This window comes from uncultured Veillonella sp. (genome assembly GCF_900545795.1).
Taxonomy (GTDB): domain Bacteria; phylum Bacillota; class Negativicutes; order Veillonellales; family Veillonellaceae; genus Veillonella_A.
Window position 1 is genome coordinate 1 of sequence record NZ_URAR01000011.1, and the last position, 16,723, is coordinate 16,723.

Here is a 16,723-nt window from a genome sequence, read left to right on the forward strand (position 1 = left end):
CTCTTCCTCTTCCTCTTCCTCTTCCTCTTCCTCTTCCTCTTCCTCTTCCTCTTCCAAAGATTATAACATTGTAAAATGGAGATTATTACACCACTAATAAACTCTAAATACTCTTTCTCTAAGTTCTAGTAAAAGTCGTATTCTATAACCTTTTGTAACTAAATACCAGACTTACAATAGTTCTACAGATTTAATTTATATAGATTATATTTTATTCGAAATCAACAGTCTTTCTTTCTCGAATAATTGAAAAGCTACTTTTTTCTCCATCAATTATTCCACTATCAATTAATCGATTTCTTAAATCGTGAAACGTATCATATGTCTTTTGAATAGAGTTTAAATTAGGCATATATTCAAAATCTACTTTCTGATGAAATTCTTAAATCTCTTTAATTAAAGCATATTTTTCATCTTCAGCTAAATTAGATTTTATAACTTCCGCTATAATATGAGCATATCCACCATGAAGAACTTCTATTGCCATATATAATTGATTTATGTATAATGCTTCTTCCATATTTACCTCCTAATTGAATAATAAAACTATATCATTGATTTCCCAAATCATCCTATTTATATGTACTAATTAATGTACTATTCGCCTATCAAATACACTAAAAAGCTCTAAAAAATAGTTAAATCTTTAAGCACTTTAAATCTAAATCCGAAATAGTTAATTGTTTCATAACTTGCTGATACGCGCCTTTTCTAATTAGCAAATCTTTATTAACCCATACGCCCTCACCTCGAAGTGATCCGCATATAGAAACTTTAAGGTAATTTTTATCAAATGACTCTGCATGTATAATCAAAGACTCCCGGTGTAATGAAAAATAAATTTCTAACAAATCTGCCACACTAATTTCTTGCATAAGCATAAACCGACTTAAATGACTCGTATCTTGTTCCATACTCACCTCTCAAGTTTTACACTACTCTCAAACAGAAAATTAAGACAAAAATCCTAAAGAATTATTCAACAATCTAACATTTACAATATCAACAAACTCAAAAACATACATCTCTGATTCCGTAATTCAATCATAAAATAAATGTTTCACGTGAAACATTTCATATACTCTCTTTTATTATATCCTCTATCTCATCTAAATATAAAATTACTTTAAGCAATTTATTAACTTTACTGTTTCACGTGAAACAAAGATCCCAGCAAATAGTAAAATGAAAATATTATAAATTTCATTTTACTATTCACTGGGATATAACTCTAAGAATTATGTACTGCCAATATAAATTATAGTCTTTAAATTAAACAAACATTAACCTATTTCTTTATACCTGAATTTACTATTTTACACTGCAAAATCTGTATAGAATAACTGCTATTTTGCAATATATATCAATATATTATTTCAACAAAGTTTTATACATGTTCAATTAAATACAGTACGGTTTGAATATTATTTAACGGCATAATATGTACGCCTTGCGCTATATTTTTGATTTCTCGCAAAGTCTCTACTGCAATCTCAAGACCTGCTTCTGCGCCTCCAATTTCCATGCGTTTTAAAATACTATCTGTTATGGAAATACCTGGCACTTTTGTATGAAGATATTGAGCCATTTTATAACTTTTTAAAGGTATTAAGCCTAACATAACTGGCACTTGTAGAGGAGCTATTAACTCAATAAATCGCTTAGCCTTTTCTAAATCATAAATAGGCTGTGTCTGAATAAAATGTGCGCCATGTTCCAATTTACGAATAATCTTTTCTTTTTCTAATTCTAAATCATCAGCACCTGGATTTCCTGTAGTCCCTATATAAAAATCTGTCGGCTCATCTAACTCATGGCCCATTAAATCCTTACCGCTATTTAATGAGCTGGCTAAATTTAAAAGTCCTAGGGAATCCATCTCAAATACAGCATGAGCTGAAGGATGATCTCCAGAAGCGGGCTTATCTCCAGTTAAAGTTAAAATATTATTTACCCCTAAAGCAGCCGCGCCTAACAATTCAGATTGAAGCCCAATACTATTTCGATCACGACAAGTTAAATGAAATATAGTATCAATTCCCTCCTTAACTTTAATTAAATGGGCTAATGCTATTGGGCTCATCCTCATTTTAGCCATGGGACAATCTGCAATATTTATTGCATCTACTTTTCCTCTTAATAAGCTGGCCTCTTCTAGTGTTTTTTGAGCTGATGCACTTTTAGGAGGATCTAATTCCACTGTAATAGTAAACTGCCCTTGTCTATGCTTTTCACGTAAAGTCTCCATAATTAAATATCCCCCCATTATGCACTTTTAAATATTAACTTTATACTTACTCATCGCCAAGAAGCTTTTTAACAATATTAACTGCTGTAATGCCATCTTTTGCATAGCAATCAGCACCAGCTTTATCTGCATACTCCTGAGTTAATACTGCGCCCCCTACTAATACCTTAGAAGATAATCCAGCCTCTCTAATGGCCTTTATAGTTACATCTATCATTGGCATTGTAGTAGTCATTAAAGAGCAAATTCCTATTACAGATGCGCCTTCTTTTTCAGCGACACTAACTATTTCCTCTGGTGAAACGTCTTTTCCTAAATCAATAACGCGATAGCCATTATTTTCTAATAAAGCTGCCACAATATTCTTCCCTAAGTCATGTATATCTCCCTTAACAGTCGCTACAATAACGGTATCTTTAGTAATGCCACCACTATCAGGTAATACTCTTTTTATAGTTTGAAAGGCTCCCTGCATTGCTTCAGCAGCTAACATAACCTGAGGTAGAAATACTATGCCACGACCAAATTTATCTCCCACTACATTCATTGCCTCAGATAAAGCTTGTTTAGTTATTTTTAGAGGATCTAGTCCATCAGCCAAGGCTTTTTCTACTAATTCTATAACTAATTCCTTTTCCCCTTGCTCCACGGCATGTTGAATAGACTCTAACGGATTATCACTGCTAAAGTCTTTTTTCTCTGCTACTAACTTTGGTGCAAGAGATACAGTTTCTGTTTCATGACCATAGGACTCAATAAATTCAGTTGTATCACAAAAACCTAATAAAGCACACCCAGCTACAAAGGCTTTTTTAACGGTTTCATTCAATGGATTCAGTATGGGAGCCGTCAATCCATGAGATAAAGCCATAGTCAAAAATTGCCCATTTAAATATGGTCGCTGTGGCATACCAAATGATACATTAGACAATCCCATTACAGTAGGAAATCCAAAAGTTTCTTTATACATAGCCAAAGTTCGCAAAGTTTGTGCTGCACTATCTTGTCCACTTGCTAAAGTTAAAACTAAAGGATCAAGTAATAAATCATTACTTCGCAACCCCACTTCATAAGCAGCTAATACAATCTCTTTAGCTAAGTCAATGCGTTCTTCTGCAGTAACTGGCAGCTCTCCTTGTCCTAAAGGCAGACAAAGTAAGGCTGCACCATATCGTTTAGCTAAAGGCAATACATTATTTAATTGCTCAGGTTCAGCATTAACTGAATTAATTAATGGACGCCCTGGATACGCTTTTAAACCGGCTTCAAGTGCTTTAGGATCTAAAGTATCTATAGCTAGCGGCACATCTACGAGCATAGTCAATTCCATAATAGCTCGTTTCATAGTCAATTCTGTATCTGTATCAGGTACTCCCATATTCACATCTAATACATTAGCCCCAGCTTGCACTTGCGCTAATGCATCGCGCTTAACCATAGCAAAACTACCATTTTTAATTTCTTGCGCTAATACTTTACGTCCTGTAGGATTAATTCGCTCACCAATAATAAGAGGCTTTTCTTTATGACCTACAGGAACTACTGCTGTACGGCTCGTAAAAGCTGTAAAAGGCTCAATGGCCATTCTTTCTTTAGGAGCATAATCGGCTAAAACACGCTTAATTTCACTAATATGATTTGGCGTACTACCACAACAAGCACCAATATACAGAGCACCGGCATCAGCTAATTGCCTTGCATAGGAGCTCATTTCAAGAGGTGTTAATGGAAATATTGTTTCCGTACCTACTAGCATAGGCATGCCTGCATTAGGCTGCGCACTAATTGGCAAATTAGTAACAGATGCAAAACGTGCCACTAAAGGAATCAACTGCTCAGGCCCTAAGGAGCAATTAATGCCTACTACATCAGCCCCCATAGCTTCCATTAAAATAGCAGCTGCCTCAGGAGGCGTACCTGTAATAGTACGACCATCTTCACTAAAAGAAAATTGGCAAATTACTTTTACCATTTCAGCTGTTTTTCCTAATTCCTCACGAGCATCTAAAGCAGCTAACAAAGCCGCCCTCATTTCCTGAATATCAATAATCGTTTCAATAATGATATAGTCTACACCTGCGGCAATCAAAGCTAAGGCCTGTTCTTTATATGTTTCATATACTTCATCAAAGGAAATATTCCCTAAAGGCTCTATAAATAAACCTGTTGGCCCCATAGAGCCTGCCACACGCGCTTTAGGATTCACTGCTTGAATAGCCGCTTTTGCAGCTTTAACAGCAGCTGTATTGATTTCTTCCACCCGATGCTGCAATCCATAATCTGCGAGCTTTAAACTACAAGCACCAAAAGTATTAGTCGTAATAATATCACTGCCACTTTTTAAATAAGCCTCATGAATCTCTTGTACTATATGAGGCCGTTCCACATTAAATAATTCCGGGCAATCCCCTTCTTTAAGCCCCGATTGTTGTAGCATAGTGCCCATAGCACCATCAAATATATACATAAAATCCCTCTTTCATACCAAAATTTAGAGATTACAATTTACGAGATGAGCAATCTCTTTGCGTACAAGATGTACAGCCTCGAGCTGTATTAAGTTGCTCTCCTTGAGGCATACAGCCAATAATAGCAGTAACAGATTTCCTAGGGAATAATAAACTAGCCTCTGTTACACTCAGCCCAATCGTATCTGTCCCTATAATATGAGCTAAGTCGCTTTGAACCCCTAAGTCCCAGTTACCATAGCCAGGGCTAAAACGCCAAGTTGTAGTATAGCCATGCTTGCTAGCTTCCTTGTTGATTAAATCATTGACTTGATCAGCTACTTGCTCCACGGCTGTTGTAGCGGCTGCATCTACAAGAAGGCCTAGCGTATAATTCCCGTCTTTAAATAATTCAGCACTGCGAAGTTCCACCCCTTCACCAATAGTAACGGCTAAGACAAATACACGCTTAGATTTTTCTAAATGCTTTCGAATAGAACTGCCTTCCACTTGCAAGGGTGGCTCACTCCCTATGATACCTGTTGAAGCATCATAGTCATATAGTTCGTATACCCCCTGTGGCACTGCTGCTAATTGGACTTCTAAACAAGCCTCTTTAATATATGTATCAGGAAAGTCTTCAGCATGTTTTAAACCTACATAGCGTCGTACTTCTGCTTCATTAATCTGCGTTAAACGACCATTATAAATTGCCATGGCAAAGACTTCCTCCCTTCTTCAACGATATGAGCTCATTATAATTAAAAGGACGATCTAAAATGAACCTAAACAAGTCTAAACTAAATTTAACAAAAAACCTCTATCTTGCTAGAAACACATCTTTTAAAACAGAGGATAACTCCTTATCTGTCAGTCTATTACTGTTGGATTTAGCACCGTGTAATCCGGTTGCTGGGCTTCCTAGGGCCAATTCCCTCCACCACTCTTGATAAGGTACTATATGAAATTAAATTACAATAAATTAAGAATACCCTGTATAGCCCTGAAAGTCAATAAAAGGCGCTCTAGAAATACCTTTTACCCTATATGTATAAATTATATATAGGTATAGATTAAATCTAGAACGCCTTCATAAGACAATCAATATTAATTTTGAACTATTTTTCTAAAGGTTTTGTCTTAATTTCCTTTGGTTTACGAGGATATTTTTTAGGTGTACTCTTAACTTTTTTAATATAAATAACAGCCCGTTTATCTTCTAACGTTGGCAAGCTTACGGTTTGTACTTCATCAATTGTGCCACCTAAGGTTTTGAGTGCAAAATCAGAAGCCTTTATTTCTTCCTCGTAAATAGCTCCTTTTAAAGCCACTACAGAGCCACCTACTTTTACATAAGGCAAAGCCCATTCCAATAAGATTGGCAAACGAGCTACAGCGCGACTCGTTACAATATCATAGGCTTCACGATGTTCCTGTTGGTGTGCCATATCTTCAGCGCGACCATGTAAAGTAGTAACTGAGGATAAGCCTAATTGATCAATTACAGTCTGCAAAAAATTAAGACGTTTTTGCAAGGAATCAAATAAAGTAATCTGTAAATCAGGTCGCCATATAGCTAGCGGAATCCCTGGAAACCCAGCCCCTGTGCCAAGGTCTAAGAACTTGGCTTCCTGCTTAAAAACGGGACTTAATGCTGTCAAGGAATCGACCATATGCTTTACCGCTACTTCATGAGGATCAGTAATCGCTGTTAAATTCAAAGTTTTATTTGTCTCAATGAGCAATTCATAATATGCTGTAAACTGCTCTAATTGCTTACTTGAAGGCTCAAAGCCAGCTGCTTGCAATTGTATTTCAAGATTTTTTGAAAAATCCACCCTATCCTCCTTCAGAGCGTACATACTTATTCGCGCCCTCACTATCTATGATTCTTAATCTTGTTCGCGGCGATATTGTTCTAATTGAATTAATAATACCGACACGTCCGCTGGTGATACACCAGAAATGCGACTTGCTTGGCCAATGGAATGAGGCTTAATCTTGGCTAATTTCTGCTTAGCTTCTAAAGAAATACCTTTCATAGATTCATAATCCCAATCTTGTGGAATAATCTTCTCTTCTAGTTTTCTAACCTTAGCCACTTGTTCCATTTGCTTTTTAATATACCCATCATAAGTAATCATAATGTCAATTTCTTCTTCCACTTCTGGGCTATAGCGTTTTAAATTAAAGGCCTCTGCTACATCACCATAGGACAATTCATTACGTTTTACTAAATCAAAGGCTTTAATACCAGTTTTAATCGGTGCTGTGCCTAAAGCTTCTAATTTAGCTTGCACTTCATTTAATGGATTAATTGGTGTATTTTTAAGCTCTTCTAAACCTTCTTCAATACATTCTTTTTTCGCCTTAAATCTAGCATAACGCTCTTCTGTTACTAAGCCGATTTCATAGCCCTTTTCAGTTAAACGCATATCTGCATTATCCTGACGAAGTAAAAGACGATATTCACTGCGGCTAGTCATCATGCGATAAGGCTCTTTAGTTCCCTTTGTTACTAAATCATCGATGAGAACGCCAATATACGCTTCAGAACGAGATAAAATAAATGGCTTCTTACCCTGTAAGTATAAAGCTGCATTAATACCCGCAATAAGACCTTGTGCGGCTGCTTCTTCATAACCAGATGTACCATTGGATTGACCTGCTGAATACAGACCCTTAATCGTTTTTACCTGTAATGCCGGTGTTAACTGCAATGGATTTAAGCAGTCATATTCAATAGCATAAGCTGGACGCATAATTTCCACTTCTTCTAGGCCTGGAATAGTGCGCAAGAACTTATACTGTACATCTATAGGAAGGCTTGTGCTCATGCCTTGTACATACATTTCATTCGTGTGATTGCCCTCAGGTTCAACGAAGAGTTGATGGCGATTCTTATCGCTAAAACGCACCACTTTGTCTTCAATGGATGGGCAATATCTAGGGCCTGTGCCTTCAATAATGCCAGTATACATAGGGGCACGGAAGAGATTAGCACGAATAATTTCGTGAGTTTCTTCACTCGTATAGGTAAGCCAACAAATTTGCTCATTTCGATCAGTCCAGTCGCTCATGAAGGAAAAGGCACGATACATAGAATCGCCTGGTTGTTCCGTCATCTGCTCTAAACTCAATGTACGTTTATCTACACGTGCTGGTGTACCAGTTTTAAAGCGCATCAATTCAATGCCATGTTTGCGCAAAGAATCAGATAAAAGCTCTGCTGTGCGCTGACCATTAGGGCCACCCGTATAGGTTAATTCGCCAGTAATAATCTTACCTTTTAAATACGTACCAGTACAAAGAATAATCGCCTTTGCTTCATACACTTCACCGAGTTCACCTAAAATACCTTTTACTTCGCCATTTTCGATGAGAATCTCATTCACCATAATCTGTTTTACATTGAGATTATCAGTGTTTTCCAGCGTTTCCTTCATTAAACGCTGGTACGCCACCTTATCGGACTGTGCACGCAAAGAATGAACAGCAGGGCCCTTACCTGTATTTAACATGCGCATCTGAATAGCGGTAGCATCAGCATTAATAGCCATTTGACCACCTAGCGCATCTAATTCATATACTAAATGGCTCTTGCCTGGGCCACCTATAGCTGGATTACATGGCATAAGCGCAATATTATCTAAATTAAGCGTGGCCATCAAAGTGCGTTGCCCCATGCGTGCTGTAGCAAGTGCTGCTTCACAACCGGCATGACCACCACCGATGACAATGACATCATACGTATCAACGGTATACATAGTATCTCCTATCTTTTTTCACTAAATTAGAACTGCCTAACTGCGAGTTCTAATTCTATTATATAACTTTATACTTCACGGTATAAACTAAGTCTGTAAAATTTCAAAATTACAGCTGCAGAAATTACAGAAACTGCACATTATAAAAACTATAAAATTATAGAAGTTGCATAATTACAATAACTTCTGAAATTACAAAAACTGCCAAATTACAAGTTTACAAATTATATGCCTTTATTAAAGAATAATAAAAATCTTAGCTTCAAACTCTTATTTGCAAACTATTAAATAAAAATACTATACACTCTATTTACCTAAACAGAAACGTGAGAATAGTTCATCCACCAAGGATTCACGCACACTATCCCCTGTAATATCGCCTAATTTTTCCCACGCGCTGCGCATATCAGTAACCACGAAATCTACAGCGATGCCATTTTCAATATTAGCTAAGGCCTCTTTCAATTGCTCTGAAGCTTCTTCCATGAGATTAATATGACGCACATTGCTAAGCATGGCTTGATTATCCTGATTTACAGTACCACCGCTGACTAGTTCCTTCGTTACTTCAGCGAGAATATCCATCCCCTCACCATTGGCTGCACTAATAGGAGCAATCATAGAAAACTCCCCTAATGGTGCTATATCAGCTACTGCAATCTGAGAGCCCATATCGGCTTTATTTAAAAATACAATCGTATGATCGCTAGCTGCCTCGGTTAAAATTTGACGCTCTTCCTCAGTTAATGGCTTAGATGCGTCAATGACACAAATAATAATTTGCGCCTTTTCTAAATATTCCTTAGCGCGATCTACACCTAATTTTTCTACTACATCTTCCGTATCGCGAATACCCGCTGTATCTACTAAGCGAACAGGGATTCCTTCAATAGTAATATTCTCTTCAATACTATCGCGAGTAGTCCCTGGAATATCCGTAACGATGGCGCGATTTTCACGAAGTAGCGCATTCATAAGGCTAGACTTACCTGCATTAGGTCGACCTACAATAGCCGTCATAATGCCATCGCGTAAGAGTCTGCCTCGATTAGCCGTGGCTAATAAATGCTCCATATTCTCTAAAATTGGGCGCACAGCCTCTCCCGTTTGCTCCATAGTCAGCTCTTCAATATCCTCCTCAGGATAATCAATCGCCACTTCTAATTGAGCTACTAAGGTAAGTAAGGATTCCCTAATTGTGCGAATCATGTGGGACAAAGTACCATCTAATTGATGGACTGCCACTTCTAAGGATTTCTCTGATTTTGCCTCTATAATATCTATAATAGCTTCTGCCTGCGTTAAGTCGATGCGACCATTTAAAAAGGCACGCTTTGTAAATTCCCCTGGTTCAGCTAATCGAACGCCTTGACGAAGCAATAATTTCAAAATTTCACGCACTACTACCATGCCACCATGACATTGTATTTCAACTACATCCTCTGCTGTGAAAGAGTGCGGACCTTTCATAAGCAATAAAAGTACTTCATCTAATACTTTATTCTCATGAGGATTGTAAATCTTACCATATTGAATGGTTCTATTTTGACGCTCTACTAAGGGAGCGGAATGACTATCTTTATATATAGAATTCACTATACTAAAGCTCTTTGCGCCGCTAACGCGAATAATGCCCACACCACCTATGCCAGGCGGTGTTGCGATAGCTGCTATGGTATCTTCTGTATACATAGTATATCTCCTATAAAGGATACAATTAATACAAATAAAACCCGATCAGAGACCGGGTTTTACTCGCTTTATAAATGCCGCGCGCCTCACGCACCAGTATTTATATTATCGCTTATATGCAATAACGATGTGACGATATGGTTCTTCACCTTCACTATCTGTCACAATATGAGGATCATTTTGAAGTGTCAAGTGAATCACTTTGCGCTCAAAAGCACTCATAGGCTCTAAGGCAATTTTTTGACGATTACGCTTAACCTTAGAAGCCAATCGTTTTGCTAAGTTTACGAGCGTCTCTTCCCGACGAGCTCGATAGTTTTCTACATCTACTACGATGTAAGCGCGACCAACACTGTCCTTGTTAGCCACTAAATTAGTCAAATATTGAATAGCATCTAATGTTTGACCATGTTTGCCGATTAAAATACCTAATTCTTCGCCATGAATTTGGTAGGTAATTTTTTCAGCAGTTACCATTTTTTCTATTTGAACAGATAGGCCCATATTAGCAAACATATCAGTTAAGAATTGTTTACCTTTATCAGCGATGACCATTTGCTCTTCTTTAGAAAGACTTGGTTTAGCTTCTTTTTTAGGCTCTGCCTCTACAGCAGTACGAGAAGATTCTTTACCAGTAGTTTTAGACTCTTCACTATCTGTAGTATCTTCTTTCACCATTGTATTAGCTGCAGGTGCCGCTTGAACAGCTGTTTCAACTGCTTCAACAGCCTCTTTAGCTGGCGCTTTATCTTCTTCAAAATAAATGCGCACTAAAGCATCACGACGGCCTACAAGACCTAAAAAGCCATTGGATGGTTCTTCCAATACTTTAGAATCTACCATTACTTTGCCTTCACTAGCAAGTTGAGTCTTTCCTTTAGCAAGTGCTTCATCAATTGTTTTAGCAGAAATCTCAATAAAATCCATACTTAAATCTCCTTATTATCATTGCGATAGATAAAGAATTGCTGAATCATTTGGAATATATTGGATACGACCCAGTATATTACCAAACCACTAGCGAAATTCAAGCTAATGTAACCAATGAATAGAGGCATGAAGATTTGCATAATCTTCTGTTGCCCTGCAGCCGCACCACCGCTAGCTGCACTGCCAGATTGTTTACTCATTACATATGTAGACAAGGCACTAAGTACTGGTAAAATATATAAATGGTCAGGCACACTAAGATTTGGTAACCATAAGAAAGCTTCATAACCAGCTTCATATGGGAAATCGCGAAGTGCGTAGAAAATGGCAATCAAAAATGGCATCTGTACTAGTAATGGTAAACAACCAGACAATGGATTGATACCAAGCTCTTTGTATAGACGACCCATTTCTTCTTGTAATTTCTTAGGATCATTTTTATATTTTTTCTGAAGCTCTTTAATTTTTGGCTGCAATGCTTGCATGCCACGCATGGATTTAATTTGCTTTACAGTTAACGGTGCTAAAATAGCTTTAATAACAATCGTCAACAAAATAATAGCAATACCATAGCTAGGAATCCCGATTAGTTTAGTAAAGTCAAAGCTATACATAACTAGGGATTGCATAAATTCAACTAATGCGTCAAAGATTCCCAATAGTCTTCTCCTATTTTGAGTATACATGGACGTATACCTTGCGCTGTCCCTTACGTGCCTATATATCGTTATGGTATGGTCTATATTTCATCCATACAGACACTTCGGTATCTCCAAAACTGTGTTATTTAAAAATCTATATTAAATTTATGAAAGTAATCTATTGTAATTAAACTATACACTGCCAAACTAAATTTAAGGTACTGGATCATAGCCACCCTTATGCCAAGGATGACATTTTAAAATCCGCTTAATTCCTAAATAACTACCTTTAAAAGGACCATATTTACGCAATGCTTCTAATGTATACGTCGAACATGTGGGATAAAAACGACAGGATTTAGGCTTCAATGGAGAAATACCATAGCGATACACCTGCACTAAAGCAATAAGTAATATATTAATAGTATATATTATATAATGTAGTACTTGACGCATGGTATACTCCTTCAGCTTAGGCCTTAGCGCTCTTAAGTAATTTAGATTTTCTAAATAAATAGAGCATCTCTTTTTCGGCATCCTTATAGGCTGCCTCACTTAATTTAGCACGACCAACGACAACTATGGCATAGCCTTCTTTAAGCTTATGTTGATTGAGTCGATATACTTCCTTCATCAACCGACGCGCTCTATTGCGCTGTACAGCACCGCCTACCTTTTTACCTGTAACAAAGCCAATACGCGTTGATTGTTTTGCTACGGGCATGCGGTATACAACACAGAGTCGCCCCACTTCATAAGTGCCATGCTTATAGACAAGACGATATTCATTATTTTTACGAATTCTCCGCTCTTTATCTAAACCATACAATACATCGTTCATCATTACTTCCTATGCTTCTATGAATGTCCCTATGAATAGAAAAACTTGGCAGCAGCGCCAAGTTTTTTCTCCTGCCTAAAAGCTATTATATTATGCAGATAATTTCTTTCTGCCTTTAGCACGACGTCTTTTTAAAACAAGACGACCGCCAATAGTCTTCATACGTTCACGGAAACCATGAGTACGTTTTCTCCAAAGCGTATTTGGTTGATAAGTACGTTTCATGTATAAAACACCTCCTTGAGATTGGTCTAGTAATTACTTATACCATAACAGTATAAGTATATGTATAAAGGACTATTCTGTCAATAGCATAAGTGTAAAAAACCTTGAAATAATGCTGTTTTTTATGATTAGTTTACATAGAAGAATAAAAAATTTTAACGAAATGAATTATTTTATAATTTCCATAATTTTTTTACATCTCATATATAGTATTGAAAGTATAAAATTTTTGCTATTTAATACTAAATAGTCTATGTGTATCTTTTTAATGTCTTATTTCAAGGGCTTCTTAGCTATAATGGACAATGACAAGGCATCTCTTTTCTGATAAAATGAAATAGATAAGAATAATAGAAAATATAAGAATCAGAATTTTAATACATGTGATTATATTGATAGGTTATAAACAAGATATACACAACTTATACACTTTTTATCCACAGTTTTGTTCATAAGTGTAAGAACCCCGTGTTTAAGGCTTGTAATAACCTTTTTATTTGTCTTTTTTTTACATTTTAAATAAGTTATCCACAAATTTTACCTATTTTATGTACAAAAGATATTCACATGTACACTCTGGGAAAGGAATTACTATGACGCTCATTGATCTTAATGATTTTTGGAGCCAAGTACGAGAAGAAACACGCAATCGTTTACCTGCTCAAATTTGGAAATCAACTATTTATTGGCTTTTACCAGTAGAATTAGATGAAACAAATAATAAATTAGAATTAACTACTATGCAGAGCTTCATTCAAGAAATCATAGAAACAGATGCTCGCATTAATCGCGAATTAACGGCCTCGGTTAATAAAATTTGGAAACAATTCAACCCTGATTCAAGCAAAACTATTAATGTTATTATTAATAGTGCAGAAGTTAAATTAGATGATACCGATTCAGATATTGTAAATTCCGGTGAATCTAATATATTAGTTGATAATACACAGGCTACAACTCATAGCTCAAATCATATAAATGATATATATATAGATTCTTCTATAGAGCCAGTGATGCCACAAACTTCAACAGTCGATGTAACATCAGCTCATATTCCTAATACGAGTTTAATGGATACAGCCACTACAGCTAATGAAATGCCAGCTGTACAGGCAATTAATACACCATCTGATGAATTTGTTGGTACGTATGAAGATATGGTTCATAAGCTAGGTTTTAAGTCCACAGCTCATACATCTTCAATCCAGACAATTAAACCTAATTATGAAGAGCCTGTATATATTGAACCGACTCGTCGCTCAAGAGACAAAATGCCTCATATTCCACAGGAAAGTCTATTTCCAGAAGAAACGGCACACCCAAGTATAACAGATTCCGCCTTTTCTCTAGATGATCCAAATCAAGAAGAACAACAATTAGCTTACGCTGATTCCACACTAGGTGCAATGAAACTAGGGACAAAAAAATCATTTACTAAGCAAGAAGAAAATATATTGTCGGCTTCCATGCTAAATCCGAAATACACTTTTGAAAATTTTATTGCCGCTGGTTCCACTTTATTAAACAAGTCTATTGCCCAAAGTGTAGCTAAAACGCCAGGTAAAATTAATCCATATTACATTTATGGACAAAGTGGGATGGGTAAAACACACTTAATGCATGCCATTGGTCATGAAATTTTAAAACATAATCCAGCTGCTCGCATTATGTGTATACCAGCTCAAAAATATGTAGAGTATTTTACCTCTTCTTTAACTAATAATAAGGATGTACCTAAGGATATTTTCCACGATATAGATGTGCTCTTATTAGATGATGTACAAGCATTCCAAAATAAAGTAGGTACACGTGCCGACTTTTTCCATCTATTCAATGATTTAATTGTAAAAAATAAGCAAATTGTACTCACCTGTGATGTATTGCCTGAAGACTTAGGCGATGTAGAAGAGCGTTTAAAAACACGCTTTGCTGCCGGCATGGTAACTACTATTGAACCACCAACACCAGAAGTATTGGAAGCCATTTTATTATCAAAGCTCGATAATGAAAGAACAACCAATCCTGATCTTCGCATGGATAATAGTGTTATCCGCTATTTAGCACAGGCCTATAGCATGGGCAGTATTCGTAAATTAGAAGGGGCTTTTACAAAACTTATTACTGTAGCCTTTATTGAGCATCGCAGTGATAATATTACAGTGGAATATGCTCTTGAAGTGTTGTCTGATTTGTTACCTAATAATGAACGACCTATTTTATCCATTAATTATATTCAAGATTTTATTGCCGATTATTTTAAAATCAAAAAAGAATTATTAGTAGGGCAAAAACGGAATAAACAATATGCACATCCTCGTCAAATTGCCATGTTCCTATGCCGCGATTTAATTAATGAAAGCTATCCACAAATTGCTTTAGCTTTTGGTAAAAAAGACCATACTACTTGTCTTCATGCATTTAACAAAATAGAAGCAGACCTAAAGAAAGATCAAGATTTAGTAAAAACCATTGAAGATATTAAGAAAAAAATTCAAGAAAATACATAAAATTCTATAGAATCAGTATTTTTTATCCTGTGTATAACTATGTGGATATACTGTGTATACTCTGTGTGTATAGTGTGCTCAACTGAGTAACTATTCACAGGGCCTAAACAGATTTGTGAATATGTGGATAAACGAAATTTTCCAGTCACAGAATTATCAACATGTGTATAGCTTTATATTTCGCTAGCTTTTAGCACTTTTCCACTTATACACAGCGCTTATTACTACAATGATTACTTAATTGAACCAATTAAACATTTTATTATTTATTAAGGAGCACGGCAGAAATGAAAATTCAGTTTTCAAAAGAGAATTTACAAAAAGCAATTAATGCTTTATCAAAAGTGAGTCAAAACAAAACAAGCTCAAACTTACCTGGCTCTATTTATATAACAACTAAAGATGGCAAAGTAGAAATGCAAGCCAATGATTATCAAATTGGTATTAAAATTATTATTGATGCCACTATTATTGAAGAAGGTACTATAGTACTAGCTATGCGTTATTTCCAAGACTGGATTCGCAAAACTCCAAGTGATATTATTACCTTAGAAACTAATGAAGATACTAAACAATTATTAATCAGCACTGATTCATCTCAATTTAAATTAGTTACTATGGATATCAATGATTTTACTTTAGTTGATCAAATTCACGATGAATACTATATCGATATTGATGGTGAACAACTAAAAGAAATGATTGATTTAACAAATTATGCCGCATCTACTGATGAAAATGCGTTTATGTATACCGGCGCTTTATTGGAAAGTTCAGATAATGAACTCACTATGGTTGCTACTAATACATATCGCATGGCTATTAAAAAAGTAACTTTAGACAATCCTATTGAAAATACGATGCGCATGATTATTCCTACTAAAACATTAGCTGAAGTATCTCGCTTATTGCCAACGGATAATCCAACAGTAGTTCGCATCGTTTGGAATCGCTCTCAAGTAGCATTTATCTTTGATACAGTGTACTTAATTTCTCGTTTAATTGAAGCGAATTTCCCTGATTATAATAAAGTTATTCCTTCTACATTTGACTCTAGTGCCGTATTAAATCGCCGTGATTTTGCTGGCGCTGTAGATCGCGTATCTCTATTAGCCAAAGATGCTGAATATAATGTAATTCGCTATGATTGGAATGAAACAGAAGTTACGTTAACAACGCAAAATGCAGAAATAGGCGCTGCTAAAGAAGAAGTTCTTTGTGAATTTAAAGGAACTCCATTTACAATTTCCTTTAACAGTAAATATATAAGCGATATTCTTCGTCATAGTACTGGCGATCGCATTCATTTATATTTAAAACAAAATGGACCTGTTGTAATTCGCCAAGATAACAATAGCAATTACACCTATGTTGTTACACCAATTCGTAAATAATTAGATACTATATAGTCTAAGTTGAGTCTTA

15 protein-coding genes and 1 riboswitch are annotated in these 16,723 nt (G+C 36.0%); of the genes, 2 read left to right on the top strand and 13 right to left on the bottom strand.

From position 1 onward, the window contains the following. Positions 1-382: 382 nt before the first annotated feature. The 13 genes from QZR90_RS06255 to rpmH all read right to left on the bottom strand — a co-directional run bounded on the left by QZR90_RS06255 (position 383) and on the right by rpmH (position 12,791). The gene (locus QZR90_RS06255; RefSeq protein WP_295789935.1) at positions 383-520 is read right to left on the bottom strand and encodes a hypothetical protein; all 138 of its coding nucleotides are present in this window, start codon (positions 518-520) and stop codon (positions 383-385) included. Between the two features lie 118 nt (positions 521-638). Next, on the bottom strand, positions 639-914 hold the full coding sequence (locus QZR90_RS06260) for a hypothetical protein (RefSeq protein WP_295789937.1): 276 nt from the start codon (positions 912-914) through the stop codon (positions 639-641). 473 nt (positions 915-1,387) lie between these two features. Next, positions 1,388-2,248, bottom strand: coding sequence for a methylenetetrahydrofolate reductase (locus QZR90_RS06265; protein ID WP_295789938.1), 861 nt, complete (start codon positions 2,246-2,248; stop codon positions 1,388-1,390). A 46-nt stretch (positions 2,249-2,294) separates the two neighbouring features. Then, positions 2,295-4,715, bottom strand: coding sequence for a homocysteine S-methyltransferase family protein (locus QZR90_RS06270; protein ID WP_295789940.1), 2,421 nt, complete (start codon positions 4,713-4,715; stop codon positions 2,295-2,297). 31 nt (positions 4,716-4,746) lie between these two features. Continuing rightward, positions 4,747-5,412: a methionine synthase gene (locus QZR90_RS06275; protein ID WP_295789942.1), complete on the bottom strand. Its 666-nt coding sequence runs from the start codon at positions 5,410-5,412 to the stop codon at positions 4,747-4,749. Between the two features lie 143 nt (positions 5,413-5,555). Next, positions 5,556-5,651, bottom strand: a riboswitch (SAM riboswitch). 162 nt (positions 5,652-5,813) lie between these two features. Then, on the bottom strand, positions 5,814-6,533 hold the full coding sequence (rsmG, locus tag QZR90_RS06280; RefSeq protein ID WP_295789944.1) for a 16S rRNA (guanine(527)-N(7))-methyltransferase RsmG: 720 nt from the start codon (positions 6,531-6,533) through the stop codon (positions 5,814-5,816). Between the two features lie 54 nt (positions 6,534-6,587). Continuing rightward, the gene (gene mnmG, locus QZR90_RS06285; RefSeq protein ID WP_295789946.1) at positions 6,588-8,462 is read right to left on the bottom strand and encodes a tRNA uridine-5-carboxymethylaminomethyl(34) synthesis enzyme MnmG; all 1,875 of its coding nucleotides are present in this window, start codon (positions 8,460-8,462) and stop codon (positions 6,588-6,590) included. Positions 8,463-8,768: 306 nt separating this feature from the next. After that, positions 8,769-10,154 (bottom strand): tRNA uridine-5-carboxymethylaminomethyl(34) synthesis GTPase MnmE, encoded by a 1,386-nt coding sequence (gene mnmE, locus QZR90_RS06290; RefSeq protein WP_295789949.1) that lies wholly within the window; start codon positions 10,152-10,154, stop codon positions 8,769-8,771. Between the two features lie 105 nt (positions 10,155-10,259). After that, complete coding sequence (jag, locus tag QZR90_RS06295; RefSeq protein WP_295789951.1) at positions 10,260-11,081, bottom strand: RNA-binding cell elongation regulator Jag/EloR; 822 nt, start codon at positions 11,079-11,081, stop codon at positions 10,260-10,262. Positions 11,082-11,083: 2 nt separating this feature from the next. Beyond that, positions 11,084-11,770: a YidC/Oxa1 family membrane protein insertase gene (locus tag QZR90_RS06300; RefSeq protein ID WP_295789952.1), complete on the bottom strand. Its 687-nt coding sequence runs from the start codon at positions 11,768-11,770 to the stop codon at positions 11,084-11,086. Positions 11,771-11,938: 168 nt separating this feature from the next. Beyond that, positions 11,939-12,181, bottom strand: coding sequence for a membrane protein insertion efficiency factor YidD (gene yidD, locus QZR90_RS06305; RefSeq protein ID WP_295789954.1), 243 nt, complete (start codon positions 12,179-12,181; stop codon positions 11,939-11,941). Between the two features lie 16 nt (positions 12,182-12,197). Continuing rightward, entirely contained in the window at positions 12,198-12,566 is a 369-nt protein-coding gene (gene rnpA / locus QZR90_RS06310) for a ribonuclease P protein component (protein WP_295789956.1), read from the bottom strand. A gap of 90 nt (positions 12,567-12,656) precedes the next feature. Further along, the gene (rpmH, locus tag QZR90_RS06315) at positions 12,657-12,791 is read right to left on the bottom strand and encodes a 50S ribosomal protein L34 (RefSeq protein WP_006555255.1); all 135 of its coding nucleotides are present in this window, start codon (positions 12,789-12,791) and stop codon (positions 12,657-12,659) included. 593 nt (positions 12,792-13,384) lie between these two features. Between rpmH and dnaA the strand changes: the two genes are divergently transcribed. After that, positions 13,385-15,298 carry a chromosomal replication initiator protein DnaA gene (gene dnaA, locus QZR90_RS06320; protein ID WP_295789959.1) on the top strand — a complete coding sequence of 638 codons (1,914 nt, stop codon included), beginning with the start codon at positions 13,385-13,387 and terminating at the stop codon, positions 15,296-15,298. Positions 15,299-15,585: 287 nt separating this feature from the next. Next, complete coding sequence (gene dnaN, locus QZR90_RS06325) at positions 15,586-16,692, top strand: DNA polymerase III subunit beta (protein WP_295789960.1); 1,107 nt, start codon at positions 15,586-15,588, stop codon at positions 16,690-16,692. The last annotated feature ends 31 nt before the right edge of the window (positions 16,693-16,723 follow it).